General features: G+C 39.7%; 20 protein-coding genes and 1 pseudogene. 6 read left to right on the top strand and 15 right to left on the bottom strand.

The features are described from left to right. Positions 1–26: 26 nt before the first annotated feature. From V8V91_RS10065 to V8V91_RS10020, 10 genes and pseudogenes are all read right to left on the bottom strand, one after another. Complete coding sequence (locus tag V8V91_RS10065) at positions 27–1,337, bottom strand: alpha/beta hydrolase family protein (protein ID WP_373399946.1); 1,311 nt, start codon at positions 1,335–1,337, stop codon at positions 27–29. A 188-nt stretch (positions 1,338–1,525) separates the two neighbouring features. Continuing rightward, positions 1,526–1,876 (bottom strand): hypothetical protein, encoded by a 351-nt coding sequence (locus V8V91_RS10060; RefSeq protein ID WP_373400656.1) that lies wholly within the window; start codon positions 1,874–1,876, stop codon positions 1,526–1,528. A gap of 217 nt (positions 1,877–2,093) precedes the next feature. After that, entirely contained in the window at positions 2,094–2,714 is a 621-nt protein-coding gene (locus V8V91_RS10055) for a sugar MFS transporter (protein ID WP_373399945.1), read from the bottom strand. A gap of 146 nt (positions 2,715–2,860) precedes the next feature. Further along, positions 2,861–3,750: pseudogene (locus V8V91_RS10050) on the bottom strand (arsenite methyltransferase). Between the two features lie 23 nt (positions 3,751–3,773). Then, complete coding sequence (locus V8V91_RS10045) at positions 3,774–4,103, bottom strand: ArsR/SmtB family transcription factor (protein WP_373399944.1); 330 nt, start codon at positions 4,101–4,103, stop codon at positions 3,774–3,776. A gap of 103 nt (positions 4,104–4,206) precedes the next feature. Next, the gene (locus V8V91_RS10040) at positions 4,207–4,386 is read right to left on the bottom strand and encodes a hypothetical protein (protein ID WP_373399943.1); all 180 of its coding nucleotides are present in this window, start codon (positions 4,384–4,386) and stop codon (positions 4,207–4,209) included. Between the two features lie 20 nt (positions 4,387–4,406). Further along, positions 4,407–4,865, bottom strand: coding sequence for a hypothetical protein (locus V8V91_RS10035; RefSeq protein ID WP_373399942.1), 459 nt, complete (start codon positions 4,863–4,865; stop codon positions 4,407–4,409). Between the two features lie 5 nt (positions 4,866–4,870). Continuing rightward, entirely contained in the window at positions 4,871–5,884 is a 1,014-nt protein-coding gene (locus V8V91_RS10030) for an amidohydrolase family protein (protein ID WP_373399941.1), read from the bottom strand. 97 nt (positions 5,885–5,981) lie between these two features. Then, positions 5,982–6,890 carry an alpha/beta fold hydrolase gene (locus V8V91_RS10025; protein WP_373399940.1) on the bottom strand — a complete coding sequence of 303 codons (909 nt, stop codon included), beginning with the start codon at positions 6,888–6,890 and terminating at the stop codon, positions 5,982–5,984. Positions 6,891–6,993: 103 nt separating this feature from the next. Beyond that, complete coding sequence (locus V8V91_RS10020; protein WP_373399939.1) at positions 6,994–7,929, bottom strand: FAD-dependent oxidoreductase; 936 nt, start codon at positions 7,927–7,929, stop codon at positions 6,994–6,996. A gap of 227 nt (positions 7,930–8,156) precedes the next feature. On the opposite strand from V8V91_RS10020, the gene V8V91_RS10015 reads away from it, so the two are divergent. The 6 genes from V8V91_RS10015 to V8V91_RS09990 all read left to right on the top strand — a co-directional run bounded on the left by V8V91_RS10015 (position 8,157) and on the right by V8V91_RS09990 (position 10,492). Continuing rightward, positions 8,157–8,609, top strand: a complete 453-nt coding sequence (locus V8V91_RS10015) for an NAD(P)-dependent oxidoreductase (RefSeq protein ID WP_373399938.1) — start codon at positions 8,157–8,159, stop codon at positions 8,607–8,609. Beyond that, positions 8,549–8,800: an NAD(P)H-binding protein gene (locus V8V91_RS10010; protein ID WP_373399937.1), complete on the top strand. Its 252-nt coding sequence runs from the start codon at positions 8,549–8,551 to the stop codon at positions 8,798–8,800. The genes V8V91_RS10015 and V8V91_RS10010 overlap by 61 nt, the downstream gene beginning before the upstream one ends. Before the next feature lie 202 nt (positions 8,801–9,002). Then, the gene (locus tag V8V91_RS10005; RefSeq protein WP_373399936.1) at positions 9,003–9,221 is read left to right on the top strand and encodes a hypothetical protein; all 219 of its coding nucleotides are present in this window, start codon (positions 9,003–9,005) and stop codon (positions 9,219–9,221) included. Between the two features lie 46 nt (positions 9,222–9,267). Then, complete coding sequence (locus tag V8V91_RS10000) at positions 9,268–9,744, top strand: cytochrome b/b6 domain-containing protein (protein WP_373399935.1); 477 nt, start codon at positions 9,268–9,270, stop codon at positions 9,742–9,744. Between the two features lie 2 nt (positions 9,745–9,746). After that, positions 9,747–10,106, top strand: a complete 360-nt coding sequence (locus V8V91_RS09995; protein ID WP_373399934.1) for a hypothetical protein — start codon at positions 9,747–9,749, stop codon at positions 10,104–10,106. Next, positions 10,055–10,492, top strand: a complete 438-nt coding sequence (locus tag V8V91_RS09990) for a molybdopterin-dependent oxidoreductase (RefSeq protein WP_373400655.1) — start codon at positions 10,055–10,057, stop codon at positions 10,490–10,492. The genes V8V91_RS09995 and V8V91_RS09990 overlap by 52 nt, the downstream gene beginning before the upstream one ends. Before the next feature lie 147 nt (positions 10,493–10,639). Here the strand turns inward: V8V91_RS09990 and V8V91_RS09985 are convergent, their stop codons facing one another. From V8V91_RS09985 to V8V91_RS09965, 5 genes are all read right to left on the bottom strand, one after another. Beyond that, positions 10,640–11,431, bottom strand: coding sequence for an ornithine cyclodeaminase family protein (locus V8V91_RS09985; protein WP_373399933.1), 792 nt, complete (start codon positions 11,429–11,431; stop codon positions 10,640–10,642). Between the two features lie 288 nt (positions 11,432–11,719). Further along, complete coding sequence (locus V8V91_RS09980; protein ID WP_373399932.1) at positions 11,720–12,496, bottom strand: hypothetical protein; 777 nt, start codon at positions 12,494–12,496, stop codon at positions 11,720–11,722. Further along, entirely contained in the window at positions 12,474–13,253 is a 780-nt protein-coding gene (locus tag V8V91_RS09975; RefSeq protein WP_373399931.1) for a DUF6090 family protein, read from the bottom strand. Before V8V91_RS09975 ends, V8V91_RS09980 begins: the two co-directional genes overlap by 23 nt. A gap of 889 nt (positions 13,254–14,142) precedes the next feature. Next, positions 14,143–14,607 (bottom strand): MBL fold metallo-hydrolase, encoded by a 465-nt coding sequence (locus V8V91_RS09970; protein ID WP_373399930.1) that lies wholly within the window; start codon positions 14,605–14,607, stop codon positions 14,143–14,145. Continuing rightward, positions 14,604–14,993, bottom strand: a complete 390-nt coding sequence (locus tag V8V91_RS09965) for an MBL fold metallo-hydrolase (protein ID WP_373399929.1) — start codon at positions 14,991–14,993, stop codon at positions 14,604–14,606. Before V8V91_RS09965 ends, V8V91_RS09970 begins: the two co-directional genes overlap by 4 nt. Positions 14,994–15,096 lie beyond the last annotated feature (103 nt).

Genomic DNA, 15,096 nt, shown 5'->3' with positions numbered 1-15,096 from the left:
GTATTAATCTCCTGTATCAGCAAAAGTTAATTTCTTGGGCTTTGGTGCTCCAATTCTAATCCTACTGTAGTTCTAGGCTTAAAGCCCGGCCATTCTTTTTCCACGGAATCAGGATTCAAATGAAAATAAGCTTTATACTCCTCCTGGTTTTTCAAATAATATCCCAAAAATGCCGTGACAAAATGTTGATTGATATTATTCATTCTTCTTGAATCCCACACTGAATCAGCATACCTCAAATACTCGTCAATATTCAAACCTGGATTTAAAGATTCTAAAGGAGCCGGGTTAGGAGCGGTATTATGTCGGGCTTCCTTAAAAGTCAGCAAATATCTTTCTGCGTTTACCGCACCTTCATAAATCGCCTTTGTGCCATCTTCATATCCAGAAATATCATCTTTGCTTCCAGCAATAAAGAATGAAGGAATCTTGATTCCAGCCAATCCTTCTGTATTCCAAACACCTCTTTGCATGCCCCAAGGAGCAAAAGCTACGATGACTTTTATTCTAGGATCAATGGATGCCTCAAATTCCGGATTGCCTACAGTCCTTTTCAATAAAGCGTTGCTTCCCCCTGTCATTCCTCCAAAGAGTTGAGCTGCCTGAGGGCTGTATCCACCTCCTGCTACATTCACTGCCCCATAGCCTCCCATGGAGTATCCAATCAAAGCGGTATTGTTTGCGTCCAATAAACCATTTAGAAAGGAACTTTGATCTTGTCCCAACCTGGCCATTTCATTCAAAACAAATAGGTCATCCAAGGACCGATTTAGCAGCGTGCTTTGAAAGCCTCCCGCATCTCTAAATGTTGCTTCGGTATGATCTATAGCTACCACTACATACCCTTTGGAAGCTAGATTTTCCGTCAGATATGTCATTAAATATCGAGACCCAGTATAACCATGGGATACGATCACCAGTGGATATGGAGAGACTGAATAGGCAGGTTTTGCATCTCTTGTGGCTCTTCCCAAAAAAGTAAAAGGAATGATTGGCCTTGACGACACCCCGTTTTGCCCCATAACTTCTTCGTAAGAAATGATTTCATTGGATCCTTCCTTAGATTCCGATGGATACCAAATTTCTACTTTCAAAGGTCGGTTGTATAATGAATCTCCACCTTTCCCATAGTTTAGGATGTCCAGTTGATTTTCATGAATCAAATCCAGTGTCTGTACACCTACAGCATAATTTCCTCTTGCAGCCAATTCTGGGGCATCGGGAAGTAAATCCCCGTAGATAAATTGGTTAGAAGCTGTTTGGGCAAAGTTGGGTATTATATTCCCTAGCAAAATGATAAGTATAAGTAGGGACAAAAATTTGGGTTTATTAAACATAGATATATTGAAAGTTTACCACCCAAGATATCTTCAAATCTTCAGTTTAAAAAACACAGGATGATAAGAGTTAGAATGAAAGAATTGGATTTTCTAAAAGGGTAAGGTGAACTCAATTTTGGACAGTTGTATGGAAGTAATTAGTTGGTTAAACCGAATGGCTTCTCCAAGATCTTGCCTGAAATTAGTCAGCCAGATGATTGATCTTGAGTAGTCAAATTTAACTTAGCTGTTTTTTGAAGAAGCATTTTAGTGAGGATGATCATGAAGATCAGGAACACTCCCAGAAATGGTAATAGAAATGAATAGCCAGTAAATATGGATATTTCACCGAAAACAAAGGGCATCAGGGTGATGCCTACATAGGCACTGGCCATTTGCATTCCCATAATTTTTTGAGAATGTTTTTTGCCAAAATTCACAGGAGTCTCATGAAGTAAACTTGGAAAAATAGGAGCACATCCAAAGCCTATGAGTAAAAAGCCTGGTAATAATACTGATTCAAAAGGAAGCAATAATAAAATAATCCCTAACCCAATAATTCCCTGTCCAGCAAAGACTAATTGTCGGTTGGTGAAATAGTGGGTTAAGAACCCGAAAGAAATCTTCCCGCCGTAATTCCGACGTAATAAAGGGAGACCAATCTCGCTGCTTTATCGACTGGAAAGCCTTTTTCAAAAACCAAAAAACTAGCGCTCCATAATCCAAAACTTGCCTCTATGGTACAATAGCAAAAGAAGATCAGTAACGATTGCTTCAAACCCGGTATGGTTTTAAGCAAACTGAAAAGGCTTTTTGAGTCTTTTTTTCTTCAGAAGCATCCTCTTTCGAAGAAATCCATAAAGGCAAGGAAAGCAGAAAAATGATAACCAAACCTATTTGAATCCAGGCAATAGTATGGTATCCCTGCGTCCAAAGGCCTCCTTTTGCCAAATAACTTGCCATGATCATCGGTCCTATTGCTGCACCAACTCCCCAAAAGCTGTGGAGCCAGTTCATATGCTTTGCTTGATAATGTAGGGCTACATAATTATTTAATGCAGCATCTACACTTCCTGCTCCCAAACCTAAAGGGATTGCTAGCAAGCAGAGGAATATAAAATGATGGGAATAGGCAAAGCCCATCAAAGCAATTGCTGTTAGAAATACACTGAAAGTTGTGACTTTTGCCTCCCCAAATTTCTGGATTAAATAACCACTGAACAGACTTGAAATAACAGTTCCACCAGCAACAATCATAGAAATGATTCCTGCATAAGAAACGGGTACTTTTAAGAACTCAAACATCGCAGGCCAAGCCGAACCCAACAAGGCATCCGGTAAACCAAGGCTGATAAATGCCAGATAAATGATGAGTAAAAGGATCCGGTTTCTCAAATTCAGCTGGGGATAAAAAAGACTCTTTTGGTGATATATGATTAAAGTATTCTATTGAAAGTGCAGAAAAGTAGTTGAAAATTTTTGATTCCACGAAGTTGAAAAAGAAAAAGATAGCCCATGTTTTCAACCATGGGCTATAAATATTAACAACATCCTGAACTTGGCTCGCAGCAGGATGATCCGGCTTGAATTTCCGAAAGCTTAACCTTGGGTTTAGAAGATTTAGCTCCAGCCTTTTCTGCAAATACTGATATACTGAAAATTCCGGTTGCTCCTTTATTGAATTCATTCACCTCTTCCTCAGATAGGTATTTGCTTAAAATATCATCCGGGATTACAATTGGTTTTTCCTTTTGGATTGTGATGTTTTGGAACCCTTGATCTTGGATGAACTGCAAGTATTCTGATTTTTGAATGGCTCCCGCCACACATCCTGCATACATTTCTGCATCTTCTCTCAATGCTTCAGGCAAATCACCTACCAATACAATATCAGAAATACTAAAGTGTCCACCTGGTTTTAAAACTCGATGGATTTCAGAAATCACTTTTTGCTTATTTGGGACTAGGTTCAAAACGCAGTTACTAACAATCACATCAGCCACGGCATCGTTGACTGGCATATTATCAATATCTCCTTCTCTAAATTCCACATTGTTGTAACCCAATTTCTCTGCATTGGCTCGGGCTTTTGAATCATGATAGGAGTAAAATCAATCCCGATCACTTTGCCTACTACACCTGTCTCATGTCTGGCCACAAAGCAGTCGTTTCCTGCCCCTGAACCCAAATCTATTACCGTGTCTCCTTTTTGGATTTTGGCAAACTGTGTCGGTAAACCACAGCCTAAGCCTAGATCTGCATCGGCTAAATATCCTTCAGTTTCCGAGTAGTCATCCATCATGATATTGTAAATCTTATTGGATGGGGTAGTAGCCCCACAGCAGGAAGCAGCATTTTCAGCTTTTCCTTGCTCCGCTATTTTTGCATATCGCTCTTTGACGATATTTTTTAATTCTTGTTCCTTGTTCATGGTATATAATGATTAGAGGGTTCTTAACAGCAAGTGGAGTTGCGAAGGTCTTGATCCAAAAACTCTGAGAGTAGTCCCTTCATCTTCGCCCAGTTTTCTTTGTCAATACAATAGCAAACGCTGGTGCCTTCCACATTTCCTTTGATGAGTCCGATCTGTTTTAATTCTTTCAGGTGCTGGGAAATGGTAGCCTGAGCCAATCCGATTTCCTCTACCAAATCCCCGCAAACACATGCGTTGATTTTAAATAGATGTTGAAGGATGGCGATTCTGGCGGGGTGGCCTAGCGCTTTGGCCAATGAAGCAATTTCATTTTGCTGCTGGTTGAATATTTCAGTTTTTGCGAGTCCCATGGTTCAAAGCTAATTAATCGTGATAATACGATCAAGTTTAGAACTTGAATTTCGGGTGGAAAGTTCTGTTTTAGCGAAAAAGATGCTAGAAAAAGATAGTTTTTTAATGGCTGCCTTGATACCCTGGTCCTCTCACCACTTGCCCTGGAAATGCTCCTGTATGTTCCCCTTCTTTTAACACTTGGGTACCATTGACGAATACGTGTACCATCCCCGTGGCATACTGCATCGGCTCTTCGAAAGTCGCATGATCCTGGATTTCATTCGGGTCAAAAATTGCCAAATCTGCAAAGTAGCCTTCTTTTAAGGCTCCTCTTTTTTGATTTTTAAATTATTGGCAGGCAAAGTGGTCAATTTGTAAATGGCTTCTTCCAAAGGAATCACTTTTTCCTCTCGAACATATTTTCCAAGTACTCGTGCAAAATTACCAAAAGCTCGGGGGTGATAGCTGGACTTCAAAAATACCCCTTCAATGGAGTAGGATCCTGCATCCGAACCAAAACTCATGTAGGGAAGCTTAATCTGCTTTTTTACGTTATCTTCAGACATCAAGAAATAGATTGTGCCCACTCGGCTGCCGTCCTGAACGACCAAATCCATTGCGGTTTCTTCAGGAGAAAGATTTCGCATGGCCGCTACTTCTGCCAGCGTTTTTCCTGTTAGGTATTTGAGGCTGTCGTTTTTGAAACCCACCAAAATGATTTTATCAGGTCCCGCCACTGCCTGCATCAGGCTTTCCCATTCATTGGTGGGAGTAGTCATTTCTTTCAATACGCGGGTTCGAATGGCAGGGTCTTGAAGACGTTCCGCCCATTTTTCATAGCCTCCTTCCTGAACCCAGGGGGCATGGAAGCATCCAATCCTGTGGCTCCCGCCACGTAGTTGTACATGTCAGTGGTGATTTCCAACCCAGCTGCTCTAGCAGAATCAATCTTGGCTACTACTGCATCAAATTTGTTCCAATTATCACGACCACTCATTTTGAGGTGGTATACTTCTGCTCGGATATCTGCCTCATCAGCAATCCGAATCAATTCATCCAAGCTTTCCAACAATCTTCCCCCTTCACTTCTCATATGGGAAATATAAAGACCATCGTATTCAGCAGCCACTTTGCAAAGTTCTATAAGTTCTTCCGTACTTGCATAAAATGCCGGGGCATAAATCAACGAAGATCCTACTCCCAAAGCTCCTTCTTCCATAGCCTGCCGAACCAACTTTTTCATGGCCTCTAATTCTTCAAGAGTCGGAGCTCTGTCCTCATATCCTAGTTCATGGATTCTAACCGTAGTAGCTCCTATAAATGAGGCAACATTCGTAGAAATCCCTTTTTCTACTAGATAATCAAGGTATTCACTGAGATTTGTCCAATTGATCGGGAATTTAATGTCACTCTGCATTTTCAATTCCTCATTCTTCATTTCCTCATTCCATGGGCCCATTGAATTTCCTTCTCCAAAAACTTCAAGAGTGACTCCTTGTTTGATGTCAGAGATAGACCTTCCATCTTCGATCAGTGATTCCACGGCCCAACTCAACATATTGATGAAGCCGGGAGCAACTACTAGCCCAGTCGCATCGATTTCTAAAGTTCCTTTGGCTCCTTGTAGATCTCCTAAAGCAGCAATGGTGTCGGCATTGATGCCAACATCTCCTATATAAGAGGAACTGCCGGAACCATCGACAATCTGTCCATTTTTGATTAGGACATCGAAAGTTTGTGGATTGGAACAACTTCCAAGAATAAGGATAGTGCAACAAAAAAGAAAAATGGTTTTCATAGGGTTGGTGGTTAGCCTATTAAATTAGTAAAACATTGGAAGTCTTTACAGGATGTTAATGAAAACCCGTTAAAAAAGATTACTTCTGCTGCATTTCTTACTGAAGTGTAAAGTAATCCTGCATCACAATACGAATACTAGAAATCACCAATTCAGGATCATCCCATTGAACAAAGTGTCCTGCATCCCCGCTATAAAGTAACATGCCTTTTTCCACTGACTGGATCACATCCGTCCAACGGGATATTCGGTGCTTGATTTTGGATCGGAACAGTGCTTCATCATCGTATTCTTTGGATTGAAATTCTGCTGGCATATCAAATCTTCCTCCGACGACCATGTGAACAGGAATATTCGGGAGTGGGGTACTGGTTATTTCCTTGAAATCTTGTTCCCTTAATTCTTCCAACACTTGTCCTTCCCTCTTGATTGGTGCTGGAGAATCCTTATTTCTGGAAGTTCTGATGTCAATAAATGACTGAACCAAACTATCAACTTTTGAGGACTCCCAATCAAGGATATTGTAATACTCATTGCGATTTTCTTGGGTTTCGGTGAAATCCCCAGGGTCAATGATCACTAAGCCGGCTAATTTTTCTGGGTAGTAATTGGCAAATCCTCTGACATATACTCCTCCCAATGAGTGTCCGACCAAAATATAGGGAGGAGCTAACTCCAATTTATCCAAGAGGTTCACCAATTGCTCGGAGACGTTTTTTAGGGTAGGTATATAGTCTTTTGCTTCAGATTTACCTATTCCGGGTCTGTCATAGGTTAGGGTAGGGGCAAATTCAGCTACTGCTCCGATTACCTTATCCCAATTTCCCATGGGTGTTCCATGACCGCTTTCAAAAACCACCAAGGGCTGACCTTCTTCTCTTTGTTCTAACCCCAATGTTTTGATCCAAATTTTCGATTGATCCATTTCTACAAAGCGTTCCTGAGCGGTAGCTTGGAGTATGGATAGGAAAGCAAGAAAAACAAATGAGAAAAAGTGCTTCATCATAATTTTTGGAATGAATATTCCTTACCAAGTTAAACGAATTCAGGCAAAAGGGCTTAAAAGCTATTTTCTCTTCTGCTTTGGTCTGTGCCTTTTCAGACCATTTTTATCCCTCTTTTAATACCTCAGTCAACTCCAGCGCACATCCCCAAGCCACCGTATAACCCGCTCCCCCGTGTCCGTAATTATGAAAAACGTTGGGGTAATCTTCGTCAAACTCGAACCTAACAGCCGTTCGCTTAGGCCGTAAGCCGACTAATTCCTCTAGAACTTTCGGGGGTTCTGATATTCCTGAATCCTTGATCCGATTCAGAATTAAAGTGGTGTCCTCCGGATTTATTTCAGGGTTCCAATCATGCTCATAGTCTGTCCCTCCTATGATGGTATCCGAACTCCGATTGATGACATATCGCAAAGCCCCTTTTTTTGTTGGATCCGCAAAAGAAATTGAGTCTAGTTTTTCGCACCTTAAAATCTGCCCACGAATCGGATAGAGTTCCTTATCGTGACATAGTTCTTTAGCGCCTAATCCAGTACAATTCACCACTAGTCCATCCAATTCTGATATTTCTTCTAAAGAGGAAATCTTAGCTAATTCAAATTGCCCTTTATACGTAAGAAATTGATTGAAAAGATAAGGCAGATAGATTCCAGGTTCTACCAAAGGTACTTCCGCATACAAGGCTTGATCAATTCCTTTGGGAAGTTCTTCCTTTTTGGCTTCTCGGACGGTTCCAGGAGGTAATTGCTCCTTCCAATCTGTGTTAGAGCCTTCGATATAGGCATTGATAAAAGGAATAATGGAAACGCCTGATGGAAAAGTCAGGTCTTGTAAATAGCGGATATAGGAATTAGTAGCCCAAGTATTTGTTTTTTCTTTGGGAGCAATTTCAAAAGGAAACCAGATCGCACCTACCTTATGTGAAAGGCTTATCTGAAAAGGTTCTTTCGCGATGATTTTCACTCGAAATCCTGCTTCCTGCAAGGCGATTGCTGAAGTCAAACCAATGATTCCTGAACCTATGATTGTGGCTGATTTCATATAGGGAATTTAAGCAGGAATCTTTCATTAAAAATGGATATCAAGTGCAAAAGCATATTTACCCTTTAAATACCAATTCAGAAAAATTTTACATGAAATAAATTTCTTACCTTTCACCTATTAGAATCTCTCTATAAATAGTGCATGAAGATCTCCCAGATCCAAAATAGCTTTCATTCTTAAATGTAAGGCTGTCTTTTTAATGTCCACACTTTATAGAGAATACCATGAAATCAAATCAAAAAATTGCAGTTATAGGAGGTACAGGAAAGTCCGGGACTTATTTAGTCAAAGAGCTTCTTTCCCGAAATTTCCATGTAAATCTACTCGTAAGAAATCCTGAGAAAATCCCTGAAGATTCCCATAATCTCACTGTGATCATAGGTGATGTGTTAATGGAGAATAAGGTTGAGAAATTAATCCAAGGTTGTGATGCAGTAGTTAGCACATTAGGTTTAGGAATTCCAGCAAGTACTCCGGATTTATTTGAGAAGGCAAGTTTGATCATCCTGAAGACCATGAGTTCTTTTGGAATCAAACGTTATATTCTTACCACAGGATTGAATGTAACTACTCCTTCAGATCAAAAAGTGAAAAGATTTTGCAAGCCACTGCTTGGATGGAGCAAATGTTCCCAATTTCCACCAAAAGCAAGCAAAATGAATATGAACTTATTTTGAATTCAGGTTTAGACTGGACTATGGTGAGGCTCCCTATGATTGAGCTTAGTGACCAGAAAAATCCAGTTGGAACAGATTTAAAGGATTGCAAAGGCAATAGTATAAGTGCCACTTCCTTGGCGGCTTTTCTAGCAGACCAAATCCATTCTGGTCAGTTTATTCAAAAAGCTCCTTTCATTTTCAATTTATAGGGATATAAAAAGAAGGCACGAAAGGTGCCTTCACCTTTTTTATTTTAAATATTATTTCACCCATATTCTTTCTTTGCCAATTTCCTGACGTTTTTCCGAAACATATTGAATTTAAGATATTCAAATAAAATAGTACATTTAAATACAGGGAGTTAGCTGTTTTCTTACCTATTTTTTAAAGATTGATGTTGACAATTCGAGTATGTCTGAACCAGTAAAACATAAGCCATGGGTTAAAACTTCCCATTGGATCATAACCATGAGCTTTTTGATTTTGGTGTTTACCGGAATTGAAATTCTGATGGTTCATCCTCGATTGTATTGGGGAGAAGTGGGAAATGATTTGACTCCAGCTTTTTTGGAACTTCCTATCAGCAGAAACCACCAATGGTCGGATTGGGAGGAAGAGGTTTCTTTTTGATGCCCAAGATTCTCCAGTCAGTGCGGGAAGAAGAGGAGAAGAAGAATTGTTTAACCAAAATGGATGGGGGAGAAGTCTTCATTTCCTAGCTGCTTGGTTCCTGGTTTTAACAGGGCTTTTTTACCTGATCATTGGGTTGTTTAGCGGACACTTTCAAAAACATATTTGGCCTAAAATCCAAGAGTTGACTCCAACACAGTTTTTCAGGGATTTGAAAGATCATTTCCGATTGAAAGTTTCACCTCCTACCGGTGGCCCACAATATGGACTCTTACAAAAGCTTTCTTACATGGGAATCATTTTCATTGGTTTACCCATGGCAATCATTACTGGTTTTACCATGTCTCCAGCGATTACAGCTGCTTATCCGTTCTTGCTGGACCTTTTTGGAGGATATCAATCTGCTCGTACGATCCATTTCTTTTCCTCTTTGTCTTTAGAGGTTTTTCTGATCGTGCATGTGCTGATGATTATTTTATCAGGATTTAAAGCCCAATTGAAATATATGACTTTAGGTAAATAGCTATGAAGAAGAGGAAAGAAATCATTACAAGACGAGCAGCCCTTACTACAGGGGTGGCAGCATTGGGCGCATTATTGATTCCTGGATGCAAACAACCCATGCCTCCCAACTATGGGAATATCCTTCGAATGGGAGATAATTTTACTTATGCTGCCCATAGAGCTTTGCTTTCCAAACAATCCTTAGCCAAAGAATATAGCTTCAGCAATATATCCTCCATGCCTGCTACAGGTACTATCAACCCTGCCGACACTTCCAAGGAATATTTTAGTGAGAACTATGACAAACATTTACGAACTGGTTTTGAAAACTGGCAATTACCAGTGGAAGGATTAGTAGCACGTTCGGGAGTTATTCTCTAAATCAACTCAAGCGATTTTCTCCTCGTACTCAGATTACTCGGCATACCTGTGAAGAAGGATGGACCGCCATTGCAGAATGGACTGGAGTACCACTTCGTTTGGTATTGGAACATGCCGGGATAATGCCCAAAGCAAGATGGGTGAATTTTTATTCCTATGATGGTTGGTTAGACAGCATTGACTTAATAGATGCATTTCATCCACAGACGATTTTGGCCTATGGAATGAATGGGAAAAATCTGTCCATTCCCCATGGTGCTCCTGTTCGTTTGAGATTGGAAAGACAGATTGGATTCAAGAGTATGAAATACTTGGAGAAGATCGTGGTTTCGGAAGAATACATTGACCCAGGAGATATCGGTTGGGCCTGGTATAATGGGTTTTAATATTCCAAAGCCCAGTCTGAATAGACCGGGCTTTATGTTGAATTGGGGCTGATAATTGATTTTTATCCTTGCCAGAATTACTCGATTAACTGTTAGCTGGGGTATAACATTTATACACCAATAAGGCAGCAGCTAAATCTTCCACAGCTAATCCAGCGGATTTAAAAGTGTGATTTCATCTTCGGAAGTTCTTCCGGGATGAATACCTTTTACAAGTTCCACGATGTCTGCTTTTACATCATTTTTGGAGATAATACCACTGGCAATAGGGATGGCAAGCTCACCCGATTCATGTAAGGCACCAGCCCTTGAATCCACGAAAATGGAGCTTTTCTGGATGGCCACATCATCTGTTTCTCTTGTGTCGGGTTTGTAGGAGCCGATTAGGTCCAGATGTGCACCAGGTTTTACCCACCCACCTTTAATGATGGGTGTTTTTGCAGGTGTGGCGCAGGAAATCAGGTCTGCTTGGCGAGCAGCTTCTTCCAAGTTGGTCACGCCTTCAGCAAGGATTCCTTGCTTTTTTAAATCCGAAACAAAATCTTCCAGTTTAGTGGGGTTTCTCATCCAAACGCTAACTTTCTTAAAATCACGTAACGCTGAATGAGCTTGCACCAGATGCTGGGCTACTTTACCTCCGCCTACTACCAGTAAATGTTCCGCATCTTTTCTACACAAGTAAGAGGCAGCCAAAGCTGATGCGCAAGCAGTTCTTCTGGCCGTCAACTCTGTGGCATTCATCATCGCCAATGGCTCACCAGTTTTGGAATCGCTCAAGATGTACTGGGCATAGATAGAAGGCATGTTTTTGGAAGCATTCGCTGGGGCCACAGTGACTTGTTTCATCCCAAGGTAATCTTGGTTCCAGACCGGCATCAAGATCAAAGTATTTTCATCCCCTTCTGCCGTTTGGTAAAAATGATGATGTCGAACAGGCATGGTATAATCAGACTGAAAATTTCTCGTAGTGCTTCAATCAATTTTTTGTAATCCAGCAATTGAATGATTTCTGCATCTGGAATAATAAGCATGGTGGTGGTTTAGGTTAATGGTTGTGGTAAAGTTCGAGGATTTCTTGAGAATTTTGACAGGAATGGACCCTTTACGATAAAAACAGCACTAGGAAGAGTTAAAAAATACTTCTAGGCATGAAATTCAAATGATTATATCTAGGATGGCAAGTGATCATTTTTCTGGATAATTCTATTAACATTCTTCAGTGAGTTTCTAATTTTTCTCGATCCTGTTGATCAATTCATCTGTGGTTTCCTTTAGTTCATTCCAATAGGTTTCGTTGACAGAATTGTAGGAATAAAATTCAGCCAGGCGCTTTTTGTTGTCTTTATTTTCCTTGAGATATTCAATGAAACTTGGGTCATAGGTGCCAATTGACCAGTTTTCAAACCAATCGTATTGCTTATATTCTTGAATGTTTCTTATGGAGATCTCCACGGTAACTTTGTTGTATTCTGGAAGAACAGTTCCCAACTGTGAATAATAGCTGATGATGTCATTGGTTAATGAGTCATTGACCAAATCCTTATTGTTAAGGAGTTTGAGCAAATCGTATCCTTTGGTATTTGGTAGAAAAGCCACAAAGTCAGTACATAAACTCCGGATGGGCCTGATGTTAGGGGCATCATAAGTGACTGAATCGATGCTGGCATAAAAGGAATCTGGAATTTTATTTCCCAGTATATCGAGAATAAATTGATTGGTAGTCTCGATATTCTCAATATCAAGTGCCAGCTTTACTCTGTCATTTTGAAGATCCTTGCGGATTTGCTCGAATACACTTTTGGTGTATTGGTCTTCTAGAAAATCCTCACGGCTGGTATTGATATAAAGAGCTATCAAAATTCCGATTACGACCAACAAAATTTCTCCGATTGCATATAAAAGATACCTGACTATTTTATCGGACTTCAAGGTGGAAACATCTTCAGATATTAATTTTTGGCGGAATTTTCTAAAAAGTTGATCATGGTTTGGTACCTCTTTCATTGGTTTCTTGCAATTCTGATTCGATCAGCATAGTCAACTCACTGATGTCATTGTCTAAATTCACTCGGTAGTCCAATACATCTTGAGTCATATTCAATTTGATACCTAACAAGTTTCTGATGCGCTGATCGGATAGGATACTCTTGTAATCATTTTGGGTTTCATTTGTAATGTTGATTGAGGGGATGGCTGATTTGATAAGAGGAATAAAATTGATCTCGTTTTCAGCAATATCATCAATTCGAATTTGTTGCACATTTAATCGGTCTTCTAGCATGCCTCTCAATTCATTTAAATTTACTTCCAAGCTGGTGAATTTTTCTTTAATCTTTTGATTCTTGATAAGTCCGAGTTTATTGGTGTTTTTGAGGTCAGTATAGGTATTAATGACAGGTATGTCATTTTCTAAATTCCAAAAAGCATCTTTGAAAATCTTATCTGTAATCGTAAGATCATCTAAATTTGACTTGATTGAATCTAGCCTTAGAACCACTAACAGAACGCCCTTTGTTTCTCTTTCAGCAGAAACTAAGGCCTCGGATTGTTTTTTTGCCAGAATTAAATTTTTATCCAGACTTTCTAGAATGGCGGTTTCTTCCAGGTTGTTTTTTCGCGCTTCATTCCAATTATTGATAGATAATGCAATTAGAATCCCAATCACTACTAGGATAATTTCTCCAAATGCATAGAGTAGATATTTCGTAAACTTGTTTTCAACCAACATATGTTGACGAATTTTTCTGAAGAAATTGATCATGGGTGATTATCTGGCTGGTGTACAATTAGTTTGTAGCTACTTTCCTTACTAATATACTTTTCCTTTTTGGTAGAATTGATAGAATTCCCCATTCATTCAGGGTTTGTATGATTCCAAATGCCCAATACTAACTAGTTCCTATGTTCAGTTCACATTTTTTGAAAGCTCAACAAAGACAAAAATTATTGAAAAGGTATTTGATTAGGTAGTATCAGATCCCCGTTTTATACCTCCTCTAATTTGCTAATGATGATATAAAACAATTTCCTCAGACTCAAAAACTATCACGCGATACTCAAAAAGAACCAATCATGAACCTTTTCGGGTCTGGTTTGATGCAAAAAGAATCAAACGACACTCAAAAAGAATATAACGAGATACTAAAAGAATCTCCATTAAACCAAAAAGGACCTCGGGAGGTACTCAAAGAGTCTCGTTTGATATTAAAAGGACCTCCAGAGATACAAAAAGAGTCTCGCGAGATTCTTTTACCCCCCCAGGGGGGTATATAGACTGGGGAGAGGGGGTATATTTATGTTGATCCTGTTAGAAAGAAATTGTAGAATAGCCTGAAGTTTACCTTAATTCTAGGTAATGCTTGGGATTGAAAGGTTTGATTGATGTGGATAATAGGGTGTAGTCCGCGACAATTGTCGGGACAAACTACACCCAGCCAGGGCTATTCTGGATGGAAAGGTTTGATTGAGGTGGATATTAGGGTGTGGTCCGCGACAATTGTCTGGACAAACTATATCCCGTGCCGAGATTACTGATGATTGACCTTGTTAAAGCATTTTCAAATTGCTTTGGGGAAGGAAGTTGGAGATTACTACAGTTATCGCAATAAACTACCGCCATAATCAGCAAAGATAGAATGAGTAGTTAAATTTTAAACCTCAATTGATTCGCCATCTTCTGGTATCCTTATTTTGGATTCTAAACCTTTGGATTTTAATTCTGCAGATAGGATTTCCCTAGTTACAAAACAATGATTAATGGTGTCCATATGGACTGCGATGATCTTTGTGTCCGGAAGTTTTTCATGAACTTTTACAATGTCACTGGAAGTCATGGTAATCGGATCACCAGTTAAGAACTTTGCTCCTCCTGCATTTAGAATTGTGACTTTTGGACGATGTTTGGTAAGTACATTTTCCACTTCCTCACACCAAATGGTATCACCTGCCAAATAGATGGAGTCTTTTTGGTGTTTGAAAACAAACCCTGAAACTGGCCCCATACTTTTTCCAATATCTCCAGTCCCATGTTGTCCACTTGTTCTATGAAATTCGATTCCTTGCCAGCTGAACGTATTCTCAATGCTTTGGACATTTTCAAAGCCTTGCTTTCTCAAGGGTTCATCATCATTCGGGGAACAAAAATAAGTTTGCTTTTAGAGATTAAATCTTTTGCTGGAACGTCCCAATGGTCTCGATGCAAGTGGGTAATCACTATTGCGTCCATTTCAGAAATCAAGGTGTTTATTTCTGATTTGGGAATGGGCAAATCGACCATAGGAATCCTTATATCATTCCCGCAATTCCTAATCGGATCCATGGCATCTTTTTCTGAAAGCATGGGGTCTATTAGTAATTTTTTTCCATTCATCTCCATAATCAATGTAGCATGTCTCAGAAGCCTGATGCTTGATGTGCTCTTCAAGGGAACGGGTTTTGCGCTCAGCAAAGAGGGGAATGTCCCTAAGAATAATAAACTCTTAATGAAAGTTTTTCGCTTCATATCTGCATTTCCAAATTTATGAAAGTCCCTATTGGCTTTTGTAAAGCTACCCAATAAACTGACAAGGACTTGCTTATGAAATTGGTTCTAAACCCCTTTTAGG

It is taken from the genome of Algoriphagus halophilus (genome assembly GCF_041729275.1).
Lineage (GTDB): Bacteria > Bacteroidota > Bacteroidia > Cytophagales > Cyclobacteriaceae > Algoriphagus > Algoriphagus halophilus_A.
Note: the sequence above shows the minus strand (reverse complement) of the source record. Positions and strands in the feature narration are given on the sequence as shown.